Below are 21,154 nucleotides of genomic sequence, written 5' to 3' on the forward strand. Positions count from 1 at the left end.
CACTCACATGTGGGGAACGTTGTCGGGGATGTCGTAAAAGGTGGGGTGCCGGTACACCTTGTCGCCGCTGGGCGCGAAGAACGGGTCCTTCTCGTCCGGGCTGGACGCGGTGATGTCGGCGGCCTTGACCACCCAGATGCTCACGCCTTCGTTGCGCCGGGTGTACAGGTCGCGGGCGTGCCGCACGGCCATCTCGTCGTCCGCGGCGTGCAGCGAGCCCACGTGCACGTGGTTCAGCCCGCGCTTGCCACGGACAAACACCTCGTACAGCGGCCAGTCGTGCTTCATGCCGTCGCCCCCTTCTTCGCCGCGTGCGCGGCGGCTGCCTCGCGCACCCAGGCGCCGTCCTCCTGCGCCTTGCGGCGGCGCGCGATCCGCTCGGCGTTGCACGGGCCGTCACCCGAGATCACGCGCTTGAGCTCGGACCAGTCGATCTCGCCGAAGTCGTAGTGCCCGCGCTCGGCGTTCCACTGGAGATCGGGGTCCGGGAAGGTGACCCCGAGCGCCTCGGCCTGCGGCACCGACATGTCCACGAACCGCTGCCGCAGTTCGTCGTTGGTGTGGCGCTTGATCTTCCACGCCATCGACTGCGCGGTGTTCGGCGACTCGGCGTCCGGCGGGCCGAACATCATCAGCGACGGCCACCACCAGCGGTTCACCGCGTCCTGCACCATTTCGCGCTGCGCCTCGGTGCCGCGCATCATGGTCATCAGCAGTTCGTAGCCCTGCCGCTGGTGGAAGGACTCCTCCTTGCAGATCCGGATCATCGCCCGCGCGTACGGGCCGTAGGAACTGCGGCACAACGGGACCTGGTTGCAGATCGCCGCGCCGTCCACCAGCCAGCCGATCACGCCGACGTCGGCGAAGGTCAGCGTCGGGTAGTTGAAGATCGAGGAGTACTTCTGCCTGCCGTTGATCAGCTTGTCGGTCAGCTCGGCGCGGTCGGCGCCCAGCGTGGTCGACGCCGAGTACAGGTACAGCCCGTGCCCGGCCTCGTCCTGCACCTTGGCCAGCAGGATCGCCTTGCGCCGCAGCGAGGGCGCGCGCGTGATCCAGTCGCCCTCCGGCTGCATGCCGATGATCTCGGAGTGCGCGTGCTGGGCGATCTGGCGGATCATCGTCTTCCGGTAGCCGTCTGGCATCCAGTCGCGCGGCTCGATCCGCTGGTCGCGCTCGATGGTGTGCTCGAAGTGGGCCTGCAGGTCCTCTTCGGACAGTTCGGCGACGGCGGTCATTTCGCCTCCTTCTCCACCAGCGTGAGCACGTCGTACCTGGCGACCGACGTACCGTCCTGTTTGGTCACCTCCGCATCCCACCGCACTTCGCCGTATTCGGCATTTTCGCGTGGGGTGATCTGCTTGGCGGTCAGCGTCACGGTGAGCGCGTCACCGGGGAACACCGGGGTGAGGAAACGCAGGTTTTCCAGGCCGTAGTTGGCCAGCACCGGACCCGGTTCGGGGGAAACGAAAAGCCCGGCCGCGAACGACACGATCAGGTAGCCGTGCGCCACCCGCCCGCCGAAGAACGGGTTGGCCGCCGCGGCTTCCTCGTCCATGTGCGCGTAGAAGGTGTCGCCGGTGAACTCAGCGAAGTGCTCGATGTCCGCCAGCGTCACCGTGCGCGGGCCGGCGGTCACCGAGTCGCCGATCTTCAGCTCCGCCAAGGACTTCCGGAACGGGTGCACCTCGGCGGTGGTCCGGTCGGCGCCGTCGACCCACCGGCCGGTCACCGCGGCCAGCACCTTCGGGCTGCCCTGCACGGCGGTGCGCTGCATGTGGTGCAGCACACCGCGCATGCCGCCCATCTCCTCGCCGCCACCCGCGCGACCCGGGCCGCCGTGCACCAGCTGCGGCATCGGCGAGCCGTGCCCGGTGGACTCCTTCGCGTCGTCGGCGTCGAGCACCAGCAACCTGCCGTGCCACGGCGCGACCCCGATGACCACCTCGCGGGCGAAGGCCGCGTCACCGGTGACCACCGAACCGGCCAGGCTGCCCTGGCCGCGGGCGGCGAGGCCGACCAGCTGGTCCACCGAGGTGAACGGGATCAGCGTGGACACCGGGCCGAACGCCTCGACCTCGTGCGGTTCGGCGCGGTCCGGGTCGTCGGCGCGCAGCAGCACCGGCGAGATGAACGCGCCGCGCTCGGGGTCCGCGTCCACCACGTCAACGCGCTCGGGGTCGCCGAAGACGACGCGACCGGCGTCGAGCAGGGACTTCAGCGAGCGCCGGACTTCCTCGCGCTGCTCCAGGCTGGCCAGCGCGCCCATCCGCACGCCTTCGCTGGTGGGGTTGCCGATGGTGACCTTCGCCAGCCGCTCGCTCGCGGCCTGCGCGACGTCGTCGATCAGCTCGGCGGGCACGAACGCGCGCCGGATCGCGGTGCACTTCTGCCCCGCCTTGACCGTCATCTCGGTGACCAGTTGCTTGACGTAGAGATCGAATTCGGTGGTGCCCGGCTTGGCGTCGGGGCCGAGCACGGACAGGTTCAGCGAGTCGGCCTCGGCGTTGAACCGGACCGAGTTCCGCACCACCGCCGGGTGCGCGCGCAGGTGCTGCGCGGTGGACGCGGAACCGGTGAACGACACCAGGTCCTGCCCGGTGACGTGGTCGAGCAGGTCACCGGCACTGCCCGCGACGAACTGCAGCGCGCCCTCGGGCAGCAGCCCGGACTCGACGATCAGCTCGACCAGCCGCGCGGTCAGGTAGGCGGTCTGGCTGGCCGGCTTGACCAGGCTCGGCACCCCGGCGATGAAGGCGGGCGCGAACTTCTCCAGCGGCCCCCACACCGGGAAGTTGAACGCGTTGATCTGCACCGCGACCCCCCGCAGCGGGGTGGCGATGTGCTGCGCGACGAAGGTGCCGCCCTTGCTCAGCGGCTCGACCGCGCCGTCCACGTAGACCGTGTCGTTCGGCAGCTCGCGCTTGGCCTTGCTGGCGTAGCTGAGCAGCACGCCCATGCCGCCGTCCACGTCGAACTTCGAGTCGCCGAGCGTGGCGCCGGTGCGCGCGGACAACGCGTACAGCTCGTCGCGGTGCTCGCGCAGGTACAGGCCGAGCGACTTCAGGATCGCCGCGCGCTGGTGGAAGGTCAGCTCACGCAGGGCGGGGCCGCCGACCCGGCGCCCGTGCTCCAGCGCCGCGCCCATGTCCACCCCGGCGGAGGAAATCCGGGCCACCTCGTCCCCGGTGACCGCGTCGTGCAGCGGGACGCCTTCCGCGTCCGGCGTGTGCCAAGCACCCGAGACGTAGCTGCGGAGCACTGCCATCGAGTCCGACCTCCCGGAATTACCAACCGTACGTTCAGTAAGTACTGTAACCGGCCGCGCCGGTGAACACCAGCGCTCAGCCCCAGCGCAGCGGCAGGTGGAGCACCCCGTTGATGAAGTTCGACGTCAGATGCCGGACCTCCCCGCCCAGTTCGACCTGCGGCAGCGCACGCAGGAACTCGGTGAAGAAGATCCTCATCTGCAGGCGGCCGAAGTGCGCGCCGAGGCACAGGTGCGGCCCCTGCCCGAAGGCCAGGTGGTCGTTCGGCTCGCGGGTGATGTCGAAGTCGAACGGGTTCGTGAACGCGCGTTCGTCAAAATGCGCCGACGCGTGGTAGACCACCACCTTGTCGCCCTCGCGAATGCGCTGACCGGCGAGTTCGACGTCGCGGGTGGCGGTCCGCCGGAAGCTGAGCACGGGCGGGTGCCAGCGCAGCATCTCCTCGATCGCGCTCGGCAGCAGCTCGGGGTGCGCCCGCAGGCGCGCGTACTGCCCGGGGTGCTCGACCAGCGCGAGCACCCCGCCGGGCAGTGCGCTGCGCACGGTGTCGTTGCCCGCGATGACCACCAGGAAGAAGAACATGTCCAGCTCGGCGCCGTCGAGATCGGCGCGGACGAGCGCGGTCATCAGGTCATCGCCGGGTTCGGCGCGCTTGCGCTCGGCGAGCTGCCGCGCGTAGGCGAACATGTCCGCCAGCATCGCCGGCGACCGCGGGTTCAGCGGCTTGCCGTCCTCGCCGAGCACCACCTCGGCGTGCTCGGGGTCCTGGTAGCCGATCACCCGGTTCGTCCAGTGCAGCAGCAGTTCGCGGTCCTCGGCGGGCACGCCGAGCAGGTCGGCCAGGTTGAGCAGCGGGAAGTCGTCGGTCACGTCGACCGGCAGGTCGCACTCGCCGTTCCCGGCGACCGCGCCGATCAGCTTCCGCGCGCGTTCGGCGATCCGCTCGGCCGAGCGTTCGAGCCGCCTGCGGGTGAACACCGCGGCGACCACCTTGCGCAGCCGGTTGTGCTCCGGCGCGTCCATGTTCAGGATCATCCGGCGGATGAACGCCAGGTCGTCCGGCTCGGGATCGCGGATCTGCGTGGCCCCGAGCCAGGACGAGAAGACCTCCGGCGTGCGCAGCACGTGCTTGACGTCGGCGTGCCTGGTGACCGCCCAGTAGCCGGGACCGGCTGGCCAGCCGAGCACCTCCGGCTCCTCCTGCCAGGCGACCGGCGCGGTGTCACGCAGCTCGCGGAAGGCTTCGTGCGGCAGGCCCGCGGCGAAAACCGTCGGATCGAACACGTCCGGCATGGCCGTCAGCTCCAGTCGTGGAAACCCTTGCCCGTCTTGCGGCCCAGTTCGCCCCTGGCGACTTTTTCCCGCAGAAGCCGCGGCGGCTCGAAGCGGTCGCCGAGCGTGCTCGCCAAGTATTCGGCGATGGCCAGCCGCACGTCCAGGCCGACCAGGTCGGTGGACCGCAGCGGGCCCATCGGGTGCCGGTAGCCCAGCTCCATCGCGCGGTCGATCGACTCGGCGTCGGCCACGCCCTCCTCCAGCATGCGGATGGCTTCGAGGCCGAGCATCACGCCGAGCCTGCTGGTGGCGAAGCCCGGTGAGTCGCGCACGACCACCTCGTTCTTGCCGAGCAGCCCGACCCAGTTGAGCACCTGGTCGCGCACGGCGGCGGCGGTCTCCGGCCCGAGCACCACCTCGACCAGCTTCGACGCGGGCACCGGGTTGAAGAAGTGCATGCCGATGAACCGGTCCGGCCTGGTCAGCGCGGCGGCGAGCTCGGTGATGGACAGCGAGCTGGTGTTGGTGGCGAGCACGGTGTCCGGGCCGACGGCCTGCTCCGCGGCGGTCAGCACGTCCAGTTTCAGCTTGATCGTCTCCGGCACGGCCTCGACCACCAGCGCGGCGTCCGACGGCAGCCCGGAGATCGCCGAGCCGACGCTCACCCGCTCCATCACCCGCTCCGGCGTGCCGTCGAGCTTGCCGCGTTCGGCCGCCCCGCGCAGTCCGGTGAACACGCGTTCATACGCGGCGTCGGCCGCCGCCGCGTCGCCCTCCACGACGTGCACCCGCGTCCCGGCCGCGGCGAAGACCTGCGCGATCCCCGCCCCCATCCGGCCACCGCCGATGACCCCGATCGCCTCCACGCGCACCTCCGCACTTGACACCGATTCCGGCCGGAAACATTATTAACCGTCCATTCGGTCAGTTAGCAAGAGTAGGGAGCCGATGGATCCCACAGCCGCACACCGCATGTTCGAGGCCGATGAGGCGTCCAGGGCGCTGGGCATCGAACTCGTCGAGGCCGCCGGCGGCACCGCCGTCGCGCGGATGAAGGTCACCTCGGCGATGGTGAACGGGCACGACATCGCCCACGGCGGCTACCTCTTCCTGCTCGCCGACACCACTTTCGCCTGCGCCTGCAACAGCCACGGCCCGGTGACCGTGGCGGCGGGCGCGGAGATCAACTTCGTGGCCTCGGCCCGGCTCGGTGACGAACTCACCGCGACCGCGACCGAGCGCACGCGCTACGGGCGCAACGGGATCTACGACGTGACCGTGTGCCGGGCGGACGGCGCGGTGATCGCGGAGTTCCGCGGCCGCAGCCGCGTGATCGGACAGAAGGACAAGTCGTGAAAGCATCCGAGCTCCAGGCCGTCCAGCTGGAACGTCTGCAGTGGACACTCGAGCACGCCTACCGCAACGTGCCGCTCTACACCAGGAAGTTCGACGAGGCCGGGGTGAAGCCGTCGGACTGCCGATCGCTGGCCGACCTGGCGAAGTTCCCCTGCACCACCAAGCACGACCTGCGGGAGAACTACCCGTTCGGCATGTTCGCCGTGCCGCAGGACCAGGTCCGCCGCATCCACGCCTCCAGCGGCACCACCGGCAAGCCCACCGTGGTCGGCTACACCGAGCGCGACCTCGACACCTGGGCCACCGTGATGGCGCGCTCGATCGAGGCCGCCGGCGGCCGTCCGGGCCACAAGGTGCACGTGGCCTACGGCTACGGCCTGTTCACCGGCGGGCTCGGCGCGCACTACGGCGCGGAGAAGCTCGGCTGCACGGTGATCCCGGCGTCCGGCGGCATGACCGCGCGCCAGGTGCAGCTGATCACCGACTTCCGCCCCGAGATCATCATGGTCACCCCGACCTACCTGCTCACCCTGCTCGACGAGTTCGAACGGCAGGGCGTCGACCCGCGGTCCACCTCGCTCAAGATCGGCATCTTCGGCGCCGAGCCGTGGACCGAGCAGATGCGCGCGGAGATCGAAGAGCGGATGAACATCGACGCCGTGGACATCTACGGGCTGTCCGAGGTGATGGGCCCCGGCGTCGCGCAGGAGTGCGTGGAGACCAAGGACGGGCTGCACATCTGGGAGGACCACTTCTACCCCGAGGTGATCGACCCGGTCGACGAGACCGTGCTCGGTGAGGGCGAACGCGGTGAACTGCTGTTCACTTCGCTGACCAAGGAGGCGCTGCCGATCATCCGGTACCGCACGCGGGACCTCACGCGGCTGCTGCCGGGCACCGCGCGGCCGGAGTTCCGGCGGATGGAGAAGGTCACCGGGCGCACCGATGACATGATCATCCTGCGCGGGGTCAACCTGTTCCCCACCCAGATCGAGGAGATCGTGCTGCGTGCCGAGGCGCTGGCCCCGCACTTCCAGCTGGTGCTCACCCGGCCGGAACGGATGGACCACCTCACCGTGCACGTGGAGGCGCGGGAGGGGGCTACCGCCGAGCAGCGCGCCGCGGCGGCCGCCGAGCTGGTGCGCGAGGTGAAGGACAGCGTGGGCGTCACCGTCGACGTGTCGGTGGTCGACCCGGACACCCTGGAGCGTTCGATGGGCAAGATGCGGCGTGTGCTCGACCGGCGAGAGCGGGCATGACCACGGCCAAACCGGGCCGCCGGGGCAGGCCGGGCTACGACCTGGAGTCGCTGCTCACCGTGGCGGTGAAGCTGTTCAACGAGCGCGGTTACGACGGCACCAGCATGGAGGACCTGTCCAAGAAGCTGGGCATCACCAAGTCGGCGATCTACCACCACGTGCCGAGCAAGGAGGAGATGCTCCGGCTGGCCGTGGATCGCGCGCTCGACGGGCTGTTCGCGGTCGCCGACGAGGTGGCCGACGGTGACGGCCCCGCGATCGACCGGTTGGAACGGCTGGTGCGCGGCAGCGTCGCGGTGCTGGTCGAGCGGCTGCCGTTCGTCACGCTGCTGCTCCGGGTCCGCGGCAACACGAAGGTGGAGCGCGCCGCGCTGGCCCGCCGCCGCGAGTTCGACCGGATCGTCACCGATCTGGTGAAGGCCGCCGAGGCCGAGGGTGACGTGCGCCCGGACGTCGATCCGGCGGTGACCAGCAGGCTGCTGTTCGGCATGGTGAACTCGCTGATCGAGTGGTACCGGCCGCGTGGTGGCGCGTCGGGTGACGAACTCGCGGACGCCATCTGCAAGATCGCTTTCTCCGGCCTGCGCCGGGGATGATGTCCGGGTGGAGATAGCCGCCCAGCTCGTCGGGCTCATCGTGGCCGTGCTCGTGGTGACCGCGATCGCGCGCCGGTTCGACTGGTCCGAGCCGCTGTGCCTGGTGCTCGCCGGGGTCGGCGCGTCCTTCGTGCCCGGGGTGCCCGAGTACGAACTGCATCCCGAAGTGGTGCTGCTCGGGCTGCTGCCCCCGCTGCTCTACGCCACCGCGATCCGCACGTCGCTGGTCGACATCCGGCGCAACCGCGGGCCGATCGGGCTGCTGTCGGTCGGGCTGGTGGCGTTCACCACGATCGGCGTCGGCCTGGTCACCTGGCTGGTCATTCCCGGGCTGCCGCTGGCCGCCGGGCTGGCGCTGGGCGCGGTGGTCGCGCCGCCGGACGCGGTCGCCGCCACGGCCGTCGCGCGCCGGGTCGGCATGCCACGCCGGATCGTGCGCATCCTCGAGGGCGAAAGCCTGCTCAACGACGCGTCGGCGCTGGTCGCGCTGCGCACCGCGATCGCCGCCATCGCCGGTTCGGTGTCCCTGCTCGAGGTCGGCGGCGACTTCCTGCTCGCGGCCGGTGGTGGCGTGCTGGTCGGCCTGGTCGCCGGGAAGATCGCCTACCTGCTGCGGGCGCGGATGGAAGACCCCGTGCTGGACACCGCGACCTCGCTGGTGGTCCCGTTCGCCGCGTACCTGGCCGCCGAGGAGGTCCACGGCTCCGGCGTGCTGGCCGTGGTGATCGCCGGGCTGATGATGGGCAACCACGAGCCACGCATGCTGTCGGGCTCGTCGCGGCTGGCGAACCGGCTGAACTGGCGGACCGTGCAGTTCCTGCTGGAGAACCTGGTCTTCCTGCTGATCGGGCTGCAACTGCGGCGCATCCTGGACGAGGCGGGCCGCTCCGAGCTGGGCATCGGCGCGCTGGCCGGGGTGTGCGCGGCGGTGCTCGCGGCCACCGTGCTGACCCGGATCGCCTGGATGTTCGGCATCGGCACCATCCGCCGGCTTCTGCGGGGAAAAGCCTGGCCGTGGTCGTACTCGGCGGTGATTTCCTGGGCTGGCATGCGGGGTGTGGTCACCCTGGCCGCCGCGTTCGTGCTGCCCGCCGACACCCCGCACCGGCCGGTGCTGGTGCTCGCCGCGTTTGTGGTGGTGGCCGGCACGCTGCTGCTCCAGGGCATGACCCTGCCGAGGCTGGTCCGGTGGCTCGGCCTGCCGCCGCCCGATCCCGCCGAGGACGCGCTCCAGGAGGCGGCGCTGCTGCACGACATGACCCGCGCCGCGCTCGACGAGCTGGACCGGGTGCGCCGCGAGGAGGACCCGCCGGAGGTGGTCGAGCGGCTGCGCGACCGGCTGAGCCACCGCTCGGATTCGGCGTGGGAGCAGCTCGGCCGCCAGAGCGAGCTGACCGAGACACCGAGTGACGTCTACACCCGCCTGCGCCGCGAAATGCTGGAGGCCGAGCGCCGGGTGCTGCTCGAAGCGCGCTCGTCCGGACGGGTGGACGACGATGTACTGCGGCGCGTGCTCGAAGCGCTCGACATCGAGGAGTCCATGCTCACCGAGCCGGAGGACGTCGACCTCGACGACGAGCGCGAGCTGAGCACCCCCGCCGCCACCGCGGGCAGCTGCAAGCACCTGGCGAAGGCACCCGCGGACACCGAGCCGGAAACCCCGGACGGCTGCGCCGAGTGCCTGCGCGACGGCTCTTCGTGGGTGCACCTGCGCCTGTGCCTGGCGTGCGGTCACGTCGGCTGCTGCGACTCGTCACCCGGCAAGCACGCGAGCGCCCACTTCCACGACACGCGGCACCCGGTCATGCGCAGCTTCGAGCCCGGCGAGAGTTGGCGCTGGTGCTTCGTCGACGCGAACCTGGGCTAGCTAGGCTGGACGCGGTGAAATCATGATCAATGGCCTCGCGACCGCGCTCATCATCGCCACCCTCGTGGGTGCGGTGTGGGTGCTGGTGCACGTGCTGCGCAACCGCCCGCCGAACCGGCCGCTCTACGGCGCCCTCGCGGTGCTCGAACTGGGACTGCTGGTGCAGTCCGTCGCCGGGATCGTCAACTTCGCGAACACCGACCGGCCGGTCAACGGCCCGGAGTTCATCGCCTATCTGGCCGGCATCCTGGTGATCCTGCCGATCGCGGTGCTGTGGTCGATGGCCGAGCGCACCCGGTGGGGCACCGGTGTGCTGCTCGTGGCCTGCCTGGTGCTGCCGGTGATGATCGTGCGGATGCAGCAGATCTGGGAGTTGCGTGGTGCCTGAGACCAAGCCCACCACCAGCACCGGGCCCGGCCGGGTGCTGGTGGCGGTGTACGCGATCTTCGCCATCGGCGCGACCTCGCGCTCGGCCGTGCAGATCGCCACCAGGTTCGACGAGGCCCCGCTGGCCTACTCGCTTTCGGCGGTGGCCGCGGTGGTGTACATCCTGGCCACCTTCGGCCTGGCCAGGGGCAACCGCGGCGGGCGCCGGGTGGCCACCGCGTCGTGCCTGTTCGAGCTGGCCGGGGTGCTGGCGATCGGCACGTTCAGCCTGGTCGACCCGGCCGCCTTCCCGCACGCCACGGTGTGGTCCGCCTACGGGAAGGGCTACCTGTTCATCCCGCTGGTGCTGCCCGTGCTCGGGCTGCTCTGGATCCGCCGGACCCGCGCCCGCTAGCGCTGGTTCTCGCGGCCGGGGTTCCGCTGGTCGGTGTCGGTGGTTCTCGGCTGCTCGGCGGTGCTCTGCTGCGGCCGCGGCTGCTGGCCCACCTCGTGGTGGTGCGTTTCCGCGACCTCGAAGTCATGCCGGCACCGGCGGCCGAACCGCCGGGCTCCGCCCGTCATGACCGCCGTCCCTCTTCCCAGGTGACCGTCCTCATGACGCCTCCTTAGCCGCGCCGATTTTACGCCCGGGACGCCCGTTCGCGCGCGGTCGTTTCGGGGCCGGGAATCGGCGGCGCGGCCAGGCGGTTGAACCGGACAGGAACCCACCGGAGGCAAACCATGATCGAACTGGCCGAGCGGCTGCTCGCCGAGCACCGCACCATCGCCGTGGTCGGGCTGAGCACGAACCCGGAAAAGGCCGCGCATTCGGTGCCCGCCGCGATGCAAGCCGCCGGGTTCCGCGTGCTCGGGGTGCACCCGAGCGCGGACACCCTGCTCGGCGAGCCCGCCTACCGCAAGCTGGCCGAGATCCCCGAGCCGATCGACATCGTGAACGTGTTCCGCCCGGCCGCCGAGGCACCGGAGATCGCCCGGCAGGCGGTGGCCGTCGGCGCCAAGGCGCTGTGGCTGCAGCAGGACATCGTCTCGCCCGAAGCACGCCGGATCGCCGAAGAGGGCGGGCTGGACTACGTCGAGGACCAGTGCATGGCCGTGGTCCGCGCCCTCTCCGGCGCCCGGAAGAACTAGCGCCGCCCCGGCTAGGCGACCCGCTTCGCCGCCGGTGGCTGGTGGCGGTCGGTGCGGGGGCGGCGCTTCGGGCGGGACGGCTCGGCGTCCGCGCTGGCGACGAACGTGTCGGCGTCCTCGTGCACGTGGCTGCCCGGTTCCGGCGCCCGCCACCGGCCGAAGCCGAGCAGGATGGTGCACAGCACGCCGAGCAGCAGCGGCACGTGCCCGCTCAGCCGGTACCAGCCGACCTGCCCGCCCAGAACGTCCACAATGGACAGAAACACCAGCACCCCGGCGAAGCTGAGCAGCAGCGGCAGCTGCGTCCGCGCGCGGTACGGCCGCGCGGCCACGAACAGCAGCCCGACCGCGATGGCGAAGTTGAACGCGGCGGTCTCGTGCTGCAGGTGACCGCCGTGCGCGGCGCCGGTGATGCCCGGCATCGGCATCAGCAGCTGCGAAACCACCACCGAGAACTGGCACACGGCGACCAGCACCAGCGCCCACCGCAGCCGGTCCACGCCCGGTTTCGCGGCCACCCTGGCGTACACCCGGTCCGGCACCACCGGCGGCTCCCCCACCGGCGCCAGCCGGGCCAGCCTGGTGATCCCCGCCGCCGCCTCCTGCCAGGCGGCGCAGTCGGCGCAGCCCTCGACGTGCGCCTCCAGCTCGGCCACCGGCACGCCAGGGTCCTCACCGTCCAGCGTCGCCGAAATCCCCTCGCGAACGGTCGAACACTCCATGGCTGTTCAGTCGTCGGCCGGTCCGGGAAAGTTCCCGCATCCCGGCGAGTGTTGGCAAAACGGTTACCCCACCGCATAGGGTGATCCCTTGTGGATGACGACGAGATCACCCGCCACGCGTTCCGCGCGGCGGGCGGCGACCGGCGCGCCGCCGAGCAGTTCGTCGCCGCCACCCGCCACCAGCTGCACCGCCTGCTGAGCTACCTGTCCGATCCCGGCTCGGCCGAGGACCTGGTGCAGGAGACCTATCTGCGTGCCTTCGCCGCGCTGCCGCGGTTCGCCGGCCGCTCCCCCGCGCGGATGTGGCTGCTGGCCATCGCGAAGCGGGTCGCCGCCGACCACCTGCGCGGAAACCGCCGCCGCCCGCGCACCACGCCGCTCGAGGACACCGCGGCCGAGACGGTGAACACGCCGGACCACGGCAGGCTGGTGGTGCTCCAGCAGCTGATCGGCAAGCTGGACGAGGACCGGCGCGAGGCGTTCGTGCTCACCCAGATCAGCGGGCTGTCCTACGCCGAGGCGGCCGAGATCTGCGAGTGCGCGGTCGGCACCATCCGGTCCAGGGTGTTCCGCGCCAGGGACGAGCTCACCGCGGCGCTGGCCCAGGGTGACGGCGGCCGTCGATCGGCGACCACCGGCTGGTGACCCGGGGTGATGTTGCGTTCACCCACATGTGGACAACCCCTGTGGACAACTCCCGATCAGGGTGTGCACAACACCACCGGGGTGTCCAGCGGCGGCCGTTCCAGCACCTGCACGGTGTGCCAGCCACGCGGCGGGCGCCCGTCCGCCAGCCCGCGTTCCACCCTCGCCGCCCGCCGCACGTGCCGGATGAACGAGCTTTCGGCCAGCACCCGCCCGCGCGCCCGCTGACCGGCTGCGGCCTCACCCGGGGTGGTGTGCACCCACAGCAGGTGGCGGCTGCGCCCGGCGAGCACGGCCATCACGATCAGCAGCGCACGCGTGGTCGCCCTGGTGGCTGGCTCGTGGGCCACCACCCCGCGGCCGCGGCGCAGGGCGAACAGGAAGATCCGCGAGCGGTGCCCGAGGTGCACCAGCGGCCGGTACCAGCGGTAGCGCACCCACGACGGCAGCACCGCGCTGAACCAGGCGCGGACCTGGTCGGAGTCGAGCAGCGCGGCCCCCGCCTCGTTCTCCGCGCGGGCCAGCAGCGTGCTCTTGCCGGCCCCGGGAATGCCGGCGACCACCACCAGCCCGCGAACCGGCACCGGCAGTTCCACCTTCGCCCGGCACATGCGCGGGCAACGAGCCGCCTGCCCGGATCGTTCCGTACGCCCGTCTCCGTCCACGCGGAAAGTTTCCACCAAGCGTCGTGAACCGGTTACGCACCGGCGACCGAGGTGCAATGCGGATCGGTCACCGTCACAGGGCCCATTACCGTCCCCACCTGGAGGTTCCTGTGCCTCGCTGGACCGTTTCCGCCGTCGCGGCCGTGTTGTTCGCCAGCACCCTCACCGTGACGATCACCACCCCGGCCGGTGCCACCCCGCCGAACATCCCGAGCAAGTCCACCGCGCAGTCGGAGCTGAACTCGCTGACCGTCGCCGCCGAAGGCAGCCTTTCGGGTTACTCGCGCGACCTGTTCCCGCACTGGTCCACCGTGTCCGGCAGCTGCAACACGCGGGAAACGGTGCTCAAGCGGGACGGCCGGAACGTGGTCCAGGACTCGTCCTGCGCCGCGGTCTCGGGCAGCTGGTACAGCCCGTACGACGGCGCCACCTGGAGCAACGCGGCCGATGTGGACATCGACCACATCGTGCCGCTGGCCGAGGCGTGGCGCTCCGGGGCCAGCTCGTGGACCACGAGCAAGCGCCAGCAGTTCGCGAACGACCTCACGCGGCCGCAGCTGATCGCCGTCACCGACAACGTCAACCAGGCCAAGGGCGACCAGGACCCGGCTTCGTGGCAGCCTTCGGTGTCCTCGTACCGCTGCACCTACGCGAAGATGTGGATCCGGTCCAAGCACTACTGGGGCCTGCGCGCGCAGTCCGCGGAAAAGAGCGCGCTCCAGTCCATGTTGAACACCTGCAGCTCGTAGGCGATACCGGGAGGTCGCCACTCAGCGACCTCCCGCGTTTCGGCGGAGCCGAAACAGAGCTACTGTGATGTTCGTCACATGAAACTCGCGTGATGAGCGGCTGGTCCGGGCGTCCCAAACGTACCGGACCAGACGCGCTCGGGGGCGCGCCTGGCACGGGACTTCGTTGATCCCGCAGCACGGGTGGAGGTGCCGGATGCACAGGTGGTACGGAAAGTCGATGCACCGGTGCCGCCTGTCCTCGGCACCCGAGGGCGTGGCCTGGGCCGAGTTCGAAGCCTCGGTGCAGTTGTTCACCGCCGGGCTGGCCACCATCGAGCCCGCTTCGCCGGACCAGGCCGACCACGCCGCGCGGCTCACCCTGGTCAGCTCGCCCACCAGCAAGATCACCCAGGCCGACCTGCCGCCGGTGCGGGTGTCCATCGAGGAGTCCGCGGACTTCGTCGGCTTCTACGTGCTGGAGCACTCGCCGTGGTGGATCACCACCGGCGGCCAGGAGATCATGCACGCGCCCGGCGAGCTGCTGATCTCCGCGCCCGGCCCGCTGCGCGCGGTCAGCCGCGCCCGCGGGCTGGCCACCGCGATGTGGGTGGCGGCGGACCGCCTCACCGTCTCCCGCCGCGAGCTGGACCGGCTGCGCAGACGGCCGACGCCGCTCCCGCCCGCGCTGCGCACCCTGCTCACCACCGCCGCCGACAGCCTCGCCGAATCCGGTGACCTCGACGTGCTCGGCTCGGAGAACTACCTGACCGGACTGGCCGACCTGGTGGTGCGCTCGCTGCTCGGGATGACCGCCGCGCCCGAACCGCGCCAGGCCCGCAAGCAGCAGATCCGCGAGTACATCCAGCAACGGCTGGACGACCCGCGGCTCGACGTGGATTCGATCGCCGCCGCCCACCACATCTCCCGCAGCGCGCTCTACCAGATCTTCGAGGACGAGGACGGGGTCGCCGGTTACGTCCGGCGCCGCCGCCTCGTCCTGGCGAAGGAAATGCTGGCCGACCCGAGCCGGACGAACGAAACCATCGGTGCGATCGCCCGGCAGGCCGGATTCACCAGCCACGCCCATTTCAGCCGCGTCTTCACCCGGACCTTCGGCGCGAAGCCGAGTGAATTCCGCGCCGGGTAAGCGGGCTTATCACGCGGAGAACCGCACCGGCGGCAGCGCGTCCGGCTCGACGATCCCGAGGCGGAATGCGCGTCCGACCGCGTCGCACCGGTTTCGCGCGGCGAGCTTCTTCAAGATGGACTTCACGTGGGTGCGCACGGTTTCCACGGAAATGTTCAGCGTCTCGCCGATGGTGCGGTTGTCCAATCCCTCCGCCATCAACCGCAGCAGCTGCGACTCGCGCACGGTGAGCGGGCTGACGTGCGGGCGCGCGGCGGGCGCCGAAGTGGCGGCGGTGAAGCCGGGACGCAGCCGCGGCGAGAGGTAACTCTGGCCGTGCACGGCCCGCCGCAGGCCGGTGGCCAGCACCTCGGCCGGGCTCGCGCTGTCCAGCACCACCGTGGCTCCGGCCCGGACGGCCTCGCTGACCCGCACCGGAACCGGCCGGTCGCCGCCGGGGTCGAGCATCACCACGATGCCGCGGGTGGACCGGCGCCGGGCGAAGACCTGCACGAAGCCCAGGTGCGGATAGGCCTTCTCGTGCACCCAGAACAGTCCGTCACCAACGCGCTGGGCCAAACGGGTGGCGCCTTCCAGATCGGTAGCGGAATGCACAACAACCCGGCCGAAAACCTGCTCCAGCGCCCGTGCCATTCCCTCGCGGATCAGCGGAACGGGGCTGACCACCACCGCCGCTGGCACCTCAATTCGCGGGGCCTGCCGCTCGTCGAAGACCGGAAAAGGGCGTATTTGCAGCGATCGCCGCACCCCCGGGGCGCCATTGTGGCCGTGGTCCCCGCTTCTGTCCGCCGGTTGCCTCTCGGTGACGTACGACATCTGAATCCTCCTCGGCGGCGGCGCGGAGAAAGAATTTTCCCCGGCGAGTTCCTGCCACTGTAGACAGCCGTTATCGGATTACGTTGCCCAGTTGTGCGGCGCTATTGCGGGTTTGCGCAGTCCAGCGGACCTTTTGCCCAGGGGTACAAAGTGTTTGCCCATCCGTCCACAGCGGCCGGTTACGCCGGCGCGGGCCGCATAATGGCCATGGGGTAGGGAGGTGGGAGATGACGCACCCCTCTGCTGACGGTGCCCCGATCAGCGCGGTCTACGCACTCGAGTTCAACTCCGCCAAGGGACCGGCGGAGGGTGACGTCGAGCGGATCGCGTCCCTGCTGATCGGGCGCGCCAAGGTGGAGGGGGTGCTGTGGGGGCTCAAGCCCAGTTCGGCTCGGATGAGGGTGCGGGCCGGCCTGGGCGCGGCGATCGGCTCCGGTGACTACGACCTCGACCGCTGCATCTGGCACATCAACCCGGACGACGAGGACGGCGAGTGGCTGCTGCTGTCGTTGTGCCGCACCGCCGAGCGGACCGTGCTGGTGGACGGGCGGCGGCTGACCGTGCCCGCCGGGCAGCTGATGGTGAGCACCTCCTCGGCCGCCCACTCGGTCGTCCACAATGGACCGTCCGAGTGGTGGGCGCTCCGGGTGGACGCGGCCGCGGTGCACCTGCCCCACCGGCTGGTCGACGAGCTGCTGTTCCGGCCGCTGCCGATCGGCAAGGTGCTCACCAGGCTGGTGGTCAACACGCTGCCGGAGCACCCCGCCGAGGAACCGGACGACGAGATCGACGCGGCCGGGTTCGACCACTACCTGACCGGGCTGGCCGAGCTGCTGCTGCGCTCGGTCGGCCCGCGGCGGCCCGGCGCTTCGCGCAGCGGGTCCACCCGGCGGCTGGAGGTCGAGCGGTTCATCCTGCGGCACCTGGCCGACCCGGGGCTGTCGGTGACCTCGGTCGCCAGCGCGCACGCGGTCTCGCGGCGGCGGCTGTACCAGCTGTTCGAGGACACCGGCGAGGGCGGCGGCATCGCCGAGTTCATCCGGCAGGCGCGGATGGACCGCGCGCGGGAGCTGCTGGCCGACCCGGCGCACCGCGAGGAGCCGATCGCGCAGGTCGCCGCCCGCTGCGGCTTCGTCAACGCGGCGCACTTCACGCGCCTGTTCCGGGACGCCACCGGCCTGCCACCCGGCGAATACCGCCGCCGCAAGCTCACGGGCGACTAGCACCAGCCTGGTGAGTGTCACGAATGTGGCTTTCGAGACGCAGAACGTCTCGAAAGCCACATTCGTGACACCCGCCACCGGGCCCGGCGCAACGACTAAGCTCGCGCCGGTGGGCAAAACGCTACGTGACTTCGGGACCGGTGCCGGTCTGCTGGCCAGGGGCTTCGGCCTGATCTTCAGCAGCGGCAGGCTGTTCCTGCTCGGTGCGATACCGGCACTGCTGACCAGCCTCCTGCTCTTCGGCGGCATTCTCGCGCTCGCGCTGAACGCGGACGACCTGATCACCTGGGCCACCCCGTTCGCCGACGACTGGTCCCAGACCTGGCAGACCGTGCTCCGCGTGGCCGCCGGGGTGTCCATCGTGGTCGCCGCGGTGGCGATCTCACTGCTGCTGTTCTCCGGGTTGACGCTGATCATCGGCGGCCCGTTCTACGAGGCGATCGCCGAGCACGTCGAAGACCGCGAACTCGGCGGCGTGCCCGGCACGCAGCAGGTGGGCTGGGGCCGGTCCGCCTGGATCGGCCTGCGCGACACCGTGCTGCTGGTGCTGCTGGCCGTGGTGTTCGGCATCCCGCTGTTCGTGGCCGGCTTCATCCCGGTGCTCGGCCAGACCGTGGTACCGGTGCTCGCCGCGCTGGTCGGGGCCTGGCTGCTGGCGCTGGAGCTGACCGCGATCCCGTTCACCCGCCGCGGGCTGAACCTCAAGGTCCGCCGCCGGACGCTCGCCGGCAGGCGCGCGATGACGCTCGGCTTCGCGACGCCCGCCTACCTGCTCTGCCTGATCCCGCTGGCGGGCATCGTGGTGCTGCCCGCGGCGATGGCGGGCGGCACCCTGCTCGCGCACCGCGCCCGCGAGTTCAGCACCGGTTCAGCATCTCCGACAGCGCCGTCTTCTCCCGTTCGGTGACCGTCAGCCCGTAGTGGTGCTTGACCTCGATCCAGTCCCCGGCGTAGGCGCACCAGTAGGACACCAGCGGCGGCTTCCACTCGTCGGGCGCCTTGTCGCTCTTCTGCTGGTTGACGTTGTCGGTGACGGTGATCAGCTGCGGGCGCTCCAGGTCGTTGGCGAACTGCTCGCGCCGCTCCTTCGTCCACGACCGCGCCCCGCTGACCCAGCTGTGCCCCAGCGGTACCACGTGGTCGATGTCCACATCGGACGCTTTGGTCCAGGTTTCCCAGTCGTACGGGCTGGTCCAGGTGCCGGAACTGGGCGCGCAGTCGGAGCCCGTCCGCACGTCCGTGCCGTCGCGCTTGAGCACCAGCTCACGGGTGTTGCAGTTGTTCTCGTGCGCCGACCAGTGCGGGTACTGCTCGCGGTCGTACCCGGCCATGCTGCCGCGCTCGGCGACCACCAGCTGGCCGAGCAGCTGCGCCGCGTCACCGGACGGCTGCGCCGGCTCGGTCCGCACCGGAGCGGCACACGCCGGAACGAAGAACACCAACACCAGCAACACCCACCGCGACCTCATCACGGCAGGAGTATGCGGCCGGACGCCCCGTCACGGCGGGATCGACGCGCCGGGCTCAGATCCGCGCGGCGAGCCGGGTGCCCTGCTCGATCGCCCGCTTGGCGTCCAGCTCGGCGGCCACGTCGGCCCCGCCGATCAGGTGCACCGGGAGGCCGTCGAGCTGCCCGGCCAGCTCCCGCACCGGTTCCTGGCCGGCGCAGATCACCACGGTGTCCACGTCGAGCGCCCGCGGCCGCTCGCGCTTGGGGCCGAAGGTGATGTGCAGCCCCTCGTCGTCGATCCGCTCGTAGTTGACCCCGGGCAGCTGCTCGACGCCCTTGGCCTTCAACGCCGCCCGGTGCACCCAGCCGCTGGTCTTGCCGAGCCCCTTGCCGATGCGTTCGGCCTTGCGCTGCAACAGGTACACCTTGCGCGGGGAGGGTTCCGGGCGTGCTTCGGCGAGGCCGCCGCCCTCGGCGACACCCCATTCCGCACGCCACTCGGCCAGGTCCAGCGCGGGTGAGGAGGCGTGCGTGAGGAACTCGCTCACGTCCACCCCGATGCCCCCGGCGCCGATCACGGCGACCTTGTCCCCCACCGGTTTCCCGTGCCGTACGACGTCCACATAGGACAGTACCTTCGGGTGGTCGATACCGGGAATGGCCGGCATGCGCGGGGTCACCCCGGTGGCCAGCACCACCTCGTCGAACCCGGTCAGCTCGGCGGCGGTGGCACGCGTGCCCAGGTGCAGCTTGACCCCGGCCAGTTCCAGCTGGCGGTGGTAGTACCGGATGGTCTCGGCGAACTCCTCCTTGCCGGGAATGCGCCGCGCGATGCCGAACTGCCCGCCGATCTCGTCGTCCGCCTCAAAAAGCTCCACGCGGTGCCCGCGCTGCCCCAGGTTGACCGCGGCCGACAGGCCGGCCGGACCGGCGCCGACCACCGCCACGTGCTTGCTCCGCCGCGCGGGCGACAGCACCAGCTCGGTCTCCCGCCCGGCCCGAGGATTGACCATGCACGAGACCTTCTTGTGCACGAACGCGTGGTCCAGGCAGGCCTGGTTGCAGGCGATGCAGGTGTTGATCTCGTCGCTCAGCCCGGCTTCGGCCTTGCGCACCCACTCCGGATCGGCGAGCAGCGGGCGCGCCATCGACACCAGGTCCGCGCCACCGCGCGCGAGCACCTCCTCGGCCACCTGCGGCATGTTGATCCGGTTCGAGGTGACCACCGGGATGTCCACGTGCGGCTTGAACTTCGCGGTGATCTCGGTGAACGCGGCGCGGGGCACGGAGGTGACGATGGTCGGCACGCGGGCCTCGTGCCAGCCGATGCCGGTGTTGATGATGGTCGCCCCGGCCGCCTCGACCTCCTTGCCCAGCGCGACGATCTCGTCCCAGGTCTGCCCGTCCTCGACGAATTCCGCCATGGACAGCCGGTAGACGATGATGAAGTCGGGCCCGACGGCGGCTCGCACGCGGCGCACGATCTCCACCGCGATCCGGCGCCGGTTCTCCGCGCTGCCGCCCCAGCGGTCGGTGCGCTTGTTCGTGCGCGGCGCGAGGAACTGGTTGATGAAGTAACCCTCGGAGCCCATGATCTCGACGCCGTCGTACCCGGCTTCGCGGGCCAGCGCGGCACAGCGGGCGAAGTCGTCGATCTGCCGCCGGATCCCGCGATCGGAGAGCGCACGCGGGCGGAACGGGTTGATCGGCGCCTTGATCGCCGACGCCGAAACGCTCAGCGGGTGGTAGGCGTAGCGGCCCGCGTGCAGGATCTGCAGCGCGATCTTGCCACCCGCCTCGTGCACGGCGCCGGTGATCCGGCGGTGCCGGCGTGCCTCGGCGTGAGTGGTCATCTTGGACGCGAACGGCAGCAGCCAGCCCTCGCGGTTCGGCGCGTAACCACCGGTGATCATCAGGCCGACGCCGCCGCGGGCGCGCTCGGCGAAGTACTCGGCGAGCTTGCCGGCGTCCCGCGCGCGGTCTTCGAGCCCGGTGTGCATCGAGCCCATCACCACGCGGTTGCGCAGGGTGGTGAACCCGAGGTCGAGCGGGGACAGCAGGTTCGGGTACTCGCTCATCGGTTCTCCCTGTCCAGCGCTTCGGCGACCTCGTCGCACCATTCGACGAACGACTGCTCGGCCCGCACGCCCCCGCGCAGCACCAGGTACTGGTGGAGGTCCTGCCCGGTGAGGCCGTCCGGGTTGGGGAAATCGCGTTTCTCGATCTCGCGGTAGACGTCGAGGCGCTCGGCGTGCCGGTCGCGGTGGCGGCGCACTTCGGCCAGCACGGCCGCGCTGTCGCCGAGGCTGGCGCCGCGGACCTTGACCGCCAGCTCGTCGCGCAGGATGGCGGGCTCACCCGGCTCGGCAAGCCATCGCCGCAGCTCGGCGCGGCCCTGCTCGCTGACGCGGTAGACCTTCTTGTCCGGCCTGCCGTCCTGCGGGACCAGCTCGTTCGACAGCCAGCCCGCCTCGGTCATGCGCTTGAGCACCCGGTAGATCTGCTGGTGGGTGGCGCCCCAGAAGAAGCCGATGGACCGGTCGAACCGGCGGGCCAGCTCGTACCCGGAGCCGTCCCGCTCGGTCAGCGAAACCAGGATCGCGTGCTCGAGCGCCATGGT

At 70.9% G+C, this 21,154-nt stretch carries 24 protein-coding genes; 12 read left to right on the plus strand and 12 right to left on the minus strand.

Translation table 11 applies throughout. The features are described from left to right. Positions 1–3: 3 nt before the first annotated feature. The 5 genes from paaB to A4R43_RS26705 all read right to left on the minus strand — a co-directional run bounded on the left by paaB (position 4) and on the right by A4R43_RS26705 (position 5,407). Entirely contained in the window at positions 4–288 is a 285-nt protein-coding gene (gene paaB, locus A4R43_RS26685; RefSeq protein ID WP_113694819.1) for a 1,2-phenylacetyl-CoA epoxidase subunit PaaB, read from the minus strand. After that, positions 285–1,235 (minus strand): 1,2-phenylacetyl-CoA epoxidase subunit PaaA, encoded by a 951-nt coding sequence (gene paaA / locus A4R43_RS26690; protein ID WP_113694820.1) that lies wholly within the window; start codon positions 1,233–1,235, stop codon positions 285–287. The genes paaB and paaA overlap by 4 nt, the downstream gene beginning before the upstream one ends. After that, complete coding sequence (gene paaZ, locus A4R43_RS26695) at positions 1,232–3,265, minus strand: phenylacetic acid degradation bifunctional protein PaaZ (protein ID WP_113694821.1); 2,034 nt, start codon at positions 3,263–3,265, stop codon at positions 1,232–1,234. The genes paaA and paaZ overlap by 4 nt, the downstream gene beginning before the upstream one ends. A gap of 76 nt (positions 3,266–3,341) precedes the next feature. Then, the gene (locus A4R43_RS26700; protein ID WP_205215090.1) at positions 3,342–4,559 is read right to left on the minus strand and encodes a cytochrome P450; all 1,218 of its coding nucleotides are present in this window, start codon (positions 4,557–4,559) and stop codon (positions 3,342–3,344) included. Positions 4,560–4,564: 5 nt separating this feature from the next. Continuing rightward, positions 4,565–5,407, minus strand: coding sequence for a 3-hydroxyacyl-CoA dehydrogenase family protein (locus A4R43_RS26705; protein ID WP_257791779.1), 843 nt, complete (start codon positions 5,405–5,407; stop codon positions 4,565–4,567). Positions 5,408–5,513: 106 nt separating this feature from the next. On the opposite strand from A4R43_RS26705, the gene paaI reads away from it, so the two are divergent. Genes paaI through A4R43_RS26735 form a run of 6 tightly spaced genes read left to right on the plus strand, consistent with a single transcriptional unit; the run spans position 5,514 to position 10,401 of the window. Then, positions 5,514–5,897, plus strand: a complete 384-nt coding sequence (gene paaI / locus A4R43_RS26710) for a hydroxyphenylacetyl-CoA thioesterase PaaI (RefSeq protein WP_113694823.1) — start codon at positions 5,514–5,516, stop codon at positions 5,895–5,897. Next, positions 5,894–7,156, plus strand: a complete 1,263-nt coding sequence (gene paaK / locus A4R43_RS26715; RefSeq protein ID WP_113694824.1) for a phenylacetate--CoA ligase PaaK — start codon at positions 5,894–5,896, stop codon at positions 7,154–7,156. The genes paaI and paaK overlap by 4 nt, the downstream gene beginning before the upstream one ends. Then, entirely contained in the window at positions 7,153–7,752 is a 600-nt protein-coding gene (locus A4R43_RS26720) for a TetR/AcrR family transcriptional regulator (protein WP_113694825.1), read from the plus strand. Before paaK ends, A4R43_RS26720 begins: the two co-directional genes overlap by 4 nt. A gap of 7 nt (positions 7,753–7,759) precedes the next feature. Next, a complete protein-coding gene (locus A4R43_RS26725; protein ID WP_113694826.1) occupies positions 7,760–9,619 on the plus strand; it encodes a Na+/H+ antiporter in 1,860 nt (619 codons plus the stop codon). 22 nt (positions 9,620–9,641) lie between these two features. Then, on the plus strand, positions 9,642–10,007 hold the full coding sequence (locus A4R43_RS26730) for a hypothetical protein (RefSeq protein WP_113694827.1): 366 nt from the start codon (positions 9,642–9,644) through the stop codon (positions 10,005–10,007). Next, positions 10,000–10,401 (plus strand): hypothetical protein, encoded by a 402-nt coding sequence (locus A4R43_RS26735; protein WP_236808296.1) that lies wholly within the window; start codon positions 10,000–10,002, stop codon positions 10,399–10,401. Before A4R43_RS26730 ends, A4R43_RS26735 begins: the two co-directional genes overlap by 8 nt. Here A4R43_RS26735 and A4R43_RS42925 read toward each other — a convergent pair. Continuing rightward, the gene (locus tag A4R43_RS42925; protein WP_162788605.1) at positions 10,398–10,568 is read right to left on the minus strand and encodes a hypothetical protein; all 171 of its coding nucleotides are present in this window, start codon (positions 10,566–10,568) and stop codon (positions 10,398–10,400) included. The two genes, A4R43_RS26735 and A4R43_RS42925, sit on opposite strands and share 4 nt — an antisense overlap. Before the next feature lie 159 nt (positions 10,569–10,727). Between A4R43_RS42925 and A4R43_RS26740 the strand changes: the two genes are divergently transcribed. Beyond that, positions 10,728–11,135, plus strand: coding sequence for a CoA-binding protein (locus A4R43_RS26740; protein WP_113694829.1), 408 nt, complete (start codon positions 10,728–10,730; stop codon positions 11,133–11,135). A gap of 11 nt (positions 11,136–11,146) precedes the next feature. On the opposite strand, the gene A4R43_RS44510 is transcribed toward A4R43_RS26740, so the two are convergent. Further along, entirely contained in the window at positions 11,147–11,857 is a 711-nt protein-coding gene (locus A4R43_RS44510; RefSeq protein ID WP_113694830.1) for a zf-HC2 domain-containing protein, read from the minus strand. Positions 11,858–11,947: 90 nt separating this feature from the next. Here A4R43_RS44510 and A4R43_RS26750 point away from each other — a divergent pair, with 90 nt between their 5' ends. After that, complete coding sequence (locus A4R43_RS26750) at positions 11,948–12,502, plus strand: sigma-70 family RNA polymerase sigma factor (protein ID WP_113694831.1); 555 nt, start codon at positions 11,948–11,950, stop codon at positions 12,500–12,502. Positions 12,503–12,558: 56 nt separating this feature from the next. On the opposite strand, the gene A4R43_RS26755 is transcribed toward A4R43_RS26750, so the two are convergent. Beyond that, positions 12,559–13,086: a P-loop nucleotide/nucleoside kinase family protein gene (locus A4R43_RS26755; RefSeq protein WP_236808297.1), complete on the minus strand. Its 528-nt coding sequence runs from the start codon at positions 13,084–13,086 to the stop codon at positions 12,559–12,561. A 191-nt stretch (positions 13,087–13,277) separates the two neighbouring features. Between A4R43_RS26755 and A4R43_RS26760 the strand changes: the two genes are divergently transcribed. Both A4R43_RS26760 and A4R43_RS26765 read left to right on the plus strand, forming a co-directional pair. Continuing rightward, positions 13,278–13,916: an HNH endonuclease family protein gene (locus A4R43_RS26760; protein WP_236808299.1), complete on the plus strand. Its 639-nt coding sequence runs from the start codon at positions 13,278–13,280 to the stop codon at positions 13,914–13,916. Between the two features lie 220 nt (positions 13,917–14,136). Beyond that, on the plus strand, positions 14,137–15,045 hold the full coding sequence (locus tag A4R43_RS26765) for an AraC family transcriptional regulator (RefSeq protein ID WP_162788606.1): 909 nt from the start codon (positions 14,137–14,139) through the stop codon (positions 15,043–15,045). Between the two features lie 9 nt (positions 15,046–15,054). Here A4R43_RS26765 and A4R43_RS26770 read toward each other — a convergent pair whose 3' ends face one another. After that, positions 15,055–15,714, minus strand: coding sequence for a response regulator transcription factor (locus A4R43_RS26770; RefSeq protein WP_113694835.1), 660 nt, complete (start codon positions 15,712–15,714; stop codon positions 15,055–15,057). Positions 15,715–16,088: 374 nt separating this feature from the next. Between A4R43_RS26770 and A4R43_RS26775 the strand changes: the two genes are divergently transcribed. Continuing rightward, entirely contained in the window at positions 16,089–17,084 is a 996-nt protein-coding gene (locus tag A4R43_RS26775; protein ID WP_113694836.1) for a helix-turn-helix domain-containing protein, read from the plus strand. A gap of 109 nt (positions 17,085–17,193) precedes the next feature. Next, entirely contained in the window at positions 17,194–17,991 is a 798-nt protein-coding gene (locus A4R43_RS26780; protein ID WP_113694837.1) for an EI24 domain-containing protein, read from the plus strand. On the opposite strand, the gene A4R43_RS26785 is transcribed toward A4R43_RS26780, so the two are convergent. Genes A4R43_RS26785 through A4R43_RS26795 form a run of 3 tightly spaced genes read right to left on the minus strand, consistent with a single transcriptional unit; the run spans position 17,942 to position 21,151 of the window. Then, positions 17,942–18,553, minus strand: coding sequence for an HNH endonuclease family protein (locus A4R43_RS26785; protein WP_113694838.1), 612 nt, complete (start codon positions 18,551–18,553; stop codon positions 17,942–17,944). The genes A4R43_RS26780 and A4R43_RS26785 overlap by 50 nt on opposite strands. A 55-nt stretch (positions 18,554–18,608) precedes the next feature. Then, positions 18,609–20,612: an NADPH-dependent 2,4-dienoyl-CoA reductase gene (locus tag A4R43_RS26790; RefSeq protein WP_113694839.1), complete on the minus strand. Its 2,004-nt coding sequence runs from the start codon at positions 20,610–20,612 to the stop codon at positions 18,609–18,611. Continuing rightward, on the minus strand, positions 20,609–21,151 hold the full coding sequence (locus tag A4R43_RS26795; protein ID WP_113694840.1) for a PadR family transcriptional regulator: 543 nt from the start codon (positions 21,149–21,151) through the stop codon (positions 20,609–20,611). The genes A4R43_RS26790 and A4R43_RS26795 overlap by 4 nt, the downstream gene beginning before the upstream one ends. Between the last annotated feature and the right edge of the window lie 3 nt (positions 21,152–21,154).

The sequence above is a fragment of the Amycolatopsis albispora genome (genome assembly GCF_003312875.1).
GTDB lineage: Bacteria > Actinomycetota > Actinomycetes > Mycobacteriales > Pseudonocardiaceae > Amycolatopsis > Amycolatopsis albispora.

What these genes read in the sequence shown, in the direction of transcription:
- paaZ (WP_113694821.1), bottom strand. Translation starts at nt 3,265, where the DNA reads ATGGCAGTGCTCCGCAGCTACGTCTCGGGTGCTTGGCACACGCCGGAC.
- paaB (WP_113694819.1), bottom strand. Translation starts at nt 288, where the DNA reads ATGAAGCACGACTGGCCGCTGTACGAGGTGTTTGTCCGTGGCAAGCGC.
- A4R43_RS26765 (WP_162788606.1), top strand. Translation starts at nt 14,137, where the DNA reads ATGCACCGGTGCCGCCTGTCCTCGGCACCCGAGGGCGTGGCCTGGGCC.
- paaA (WP_113694820.1), bottom strand. Translation starts at nt 1,235, where the DNA reads ATGACCGCCGTCGCCGAACTGTCCGAAGAGGACCTGCAGGCCCACTTC.
- A4R43_RS26720 (WP_113694825.1), top strand. Translation starts at nt 7,153, where the DNA reads ATGACCACGGCCAAACCGGGCCGCCGGGGCAGGCCGGGCTACGACCTG.
- A4R43_RS26740 (WP_113694829.1), top strand. Translation starts at nt 10,728, where the DNA reads ATGATCGAACTGGCCGAGCGGCTGCTCGCCGAGCACCGCACCATCGCC.
- A4R43_RS26790 (WP_113694839.1), bottom strand. Translation starts at nt 20,612, where the DNA reads ATGAGCGAGTACCCGAACCTGCTGTCCCCGCTCGACCTCGGGTTCACC.
- A4R43_RS26785 (WP_113694838.1), bottom strand. Translation starts at nt 18,553, where the DNA reads ATGAGGTCGCGGTGGGTGTTGCTGGTGTTGGTGTTCTTCGTTCCGGCG.
- A4R43_RS26775 (WP_113694836.1), top strand. Translation starts at nt 16,089, where the DNA reads ATGACGCACCCCTCTGCTGACGGTGCCCCGATCAGCGCGGTCTACGCA.
- A4R43_RS42925 (WP_162788605.1), bottom strand. Translation starts at nt 10,568, where the DNA reads ATGACGGGCGGAGCCCGGCGGTTCGGCCGCCGGTGCCGGCATGACTTC.
- A4R43_RS26730 (WP_113694827.1), top strand. Translation starts at nt 9,642, where the DNA reads ATGATCAATGGCCTCGCGACCGCGCTCATCATCGCCACCCTCGTGGGT.
- A4R43_RS26700 (WP_205215090.1), bottom strand. Translation starts at nt 4,559, where the DNA reads ATGCCGGACGTGTTCGATCCGACGGTTTTCGCCGCGGGCCTGCCGCAC.
- A4R43_RS26795 (WP_113694840.1), bottom strand. Translation starts at nt 21,151, where the DNA reads ATGGCGCTCGAGCACGCGATCCTGGTTTCGCTGACCGAGCGGGACGGC.
- A4R43_RS44510 (WP_113694830.1), bottom strand. Translation starts at nt 11,857, where the DNA reads ATGGAGTGTTCGACCGTTCGCGAGGGGATTTCGGCGACGCTGGACGGT.
- paaI (WP_113694823.1), top strand. Translation starts at nt 5,514, where the DNA reads ATGTTCGAGGCCGATGAGGCGTCCAGGGCGCTGGGCATCGAACTCGTC.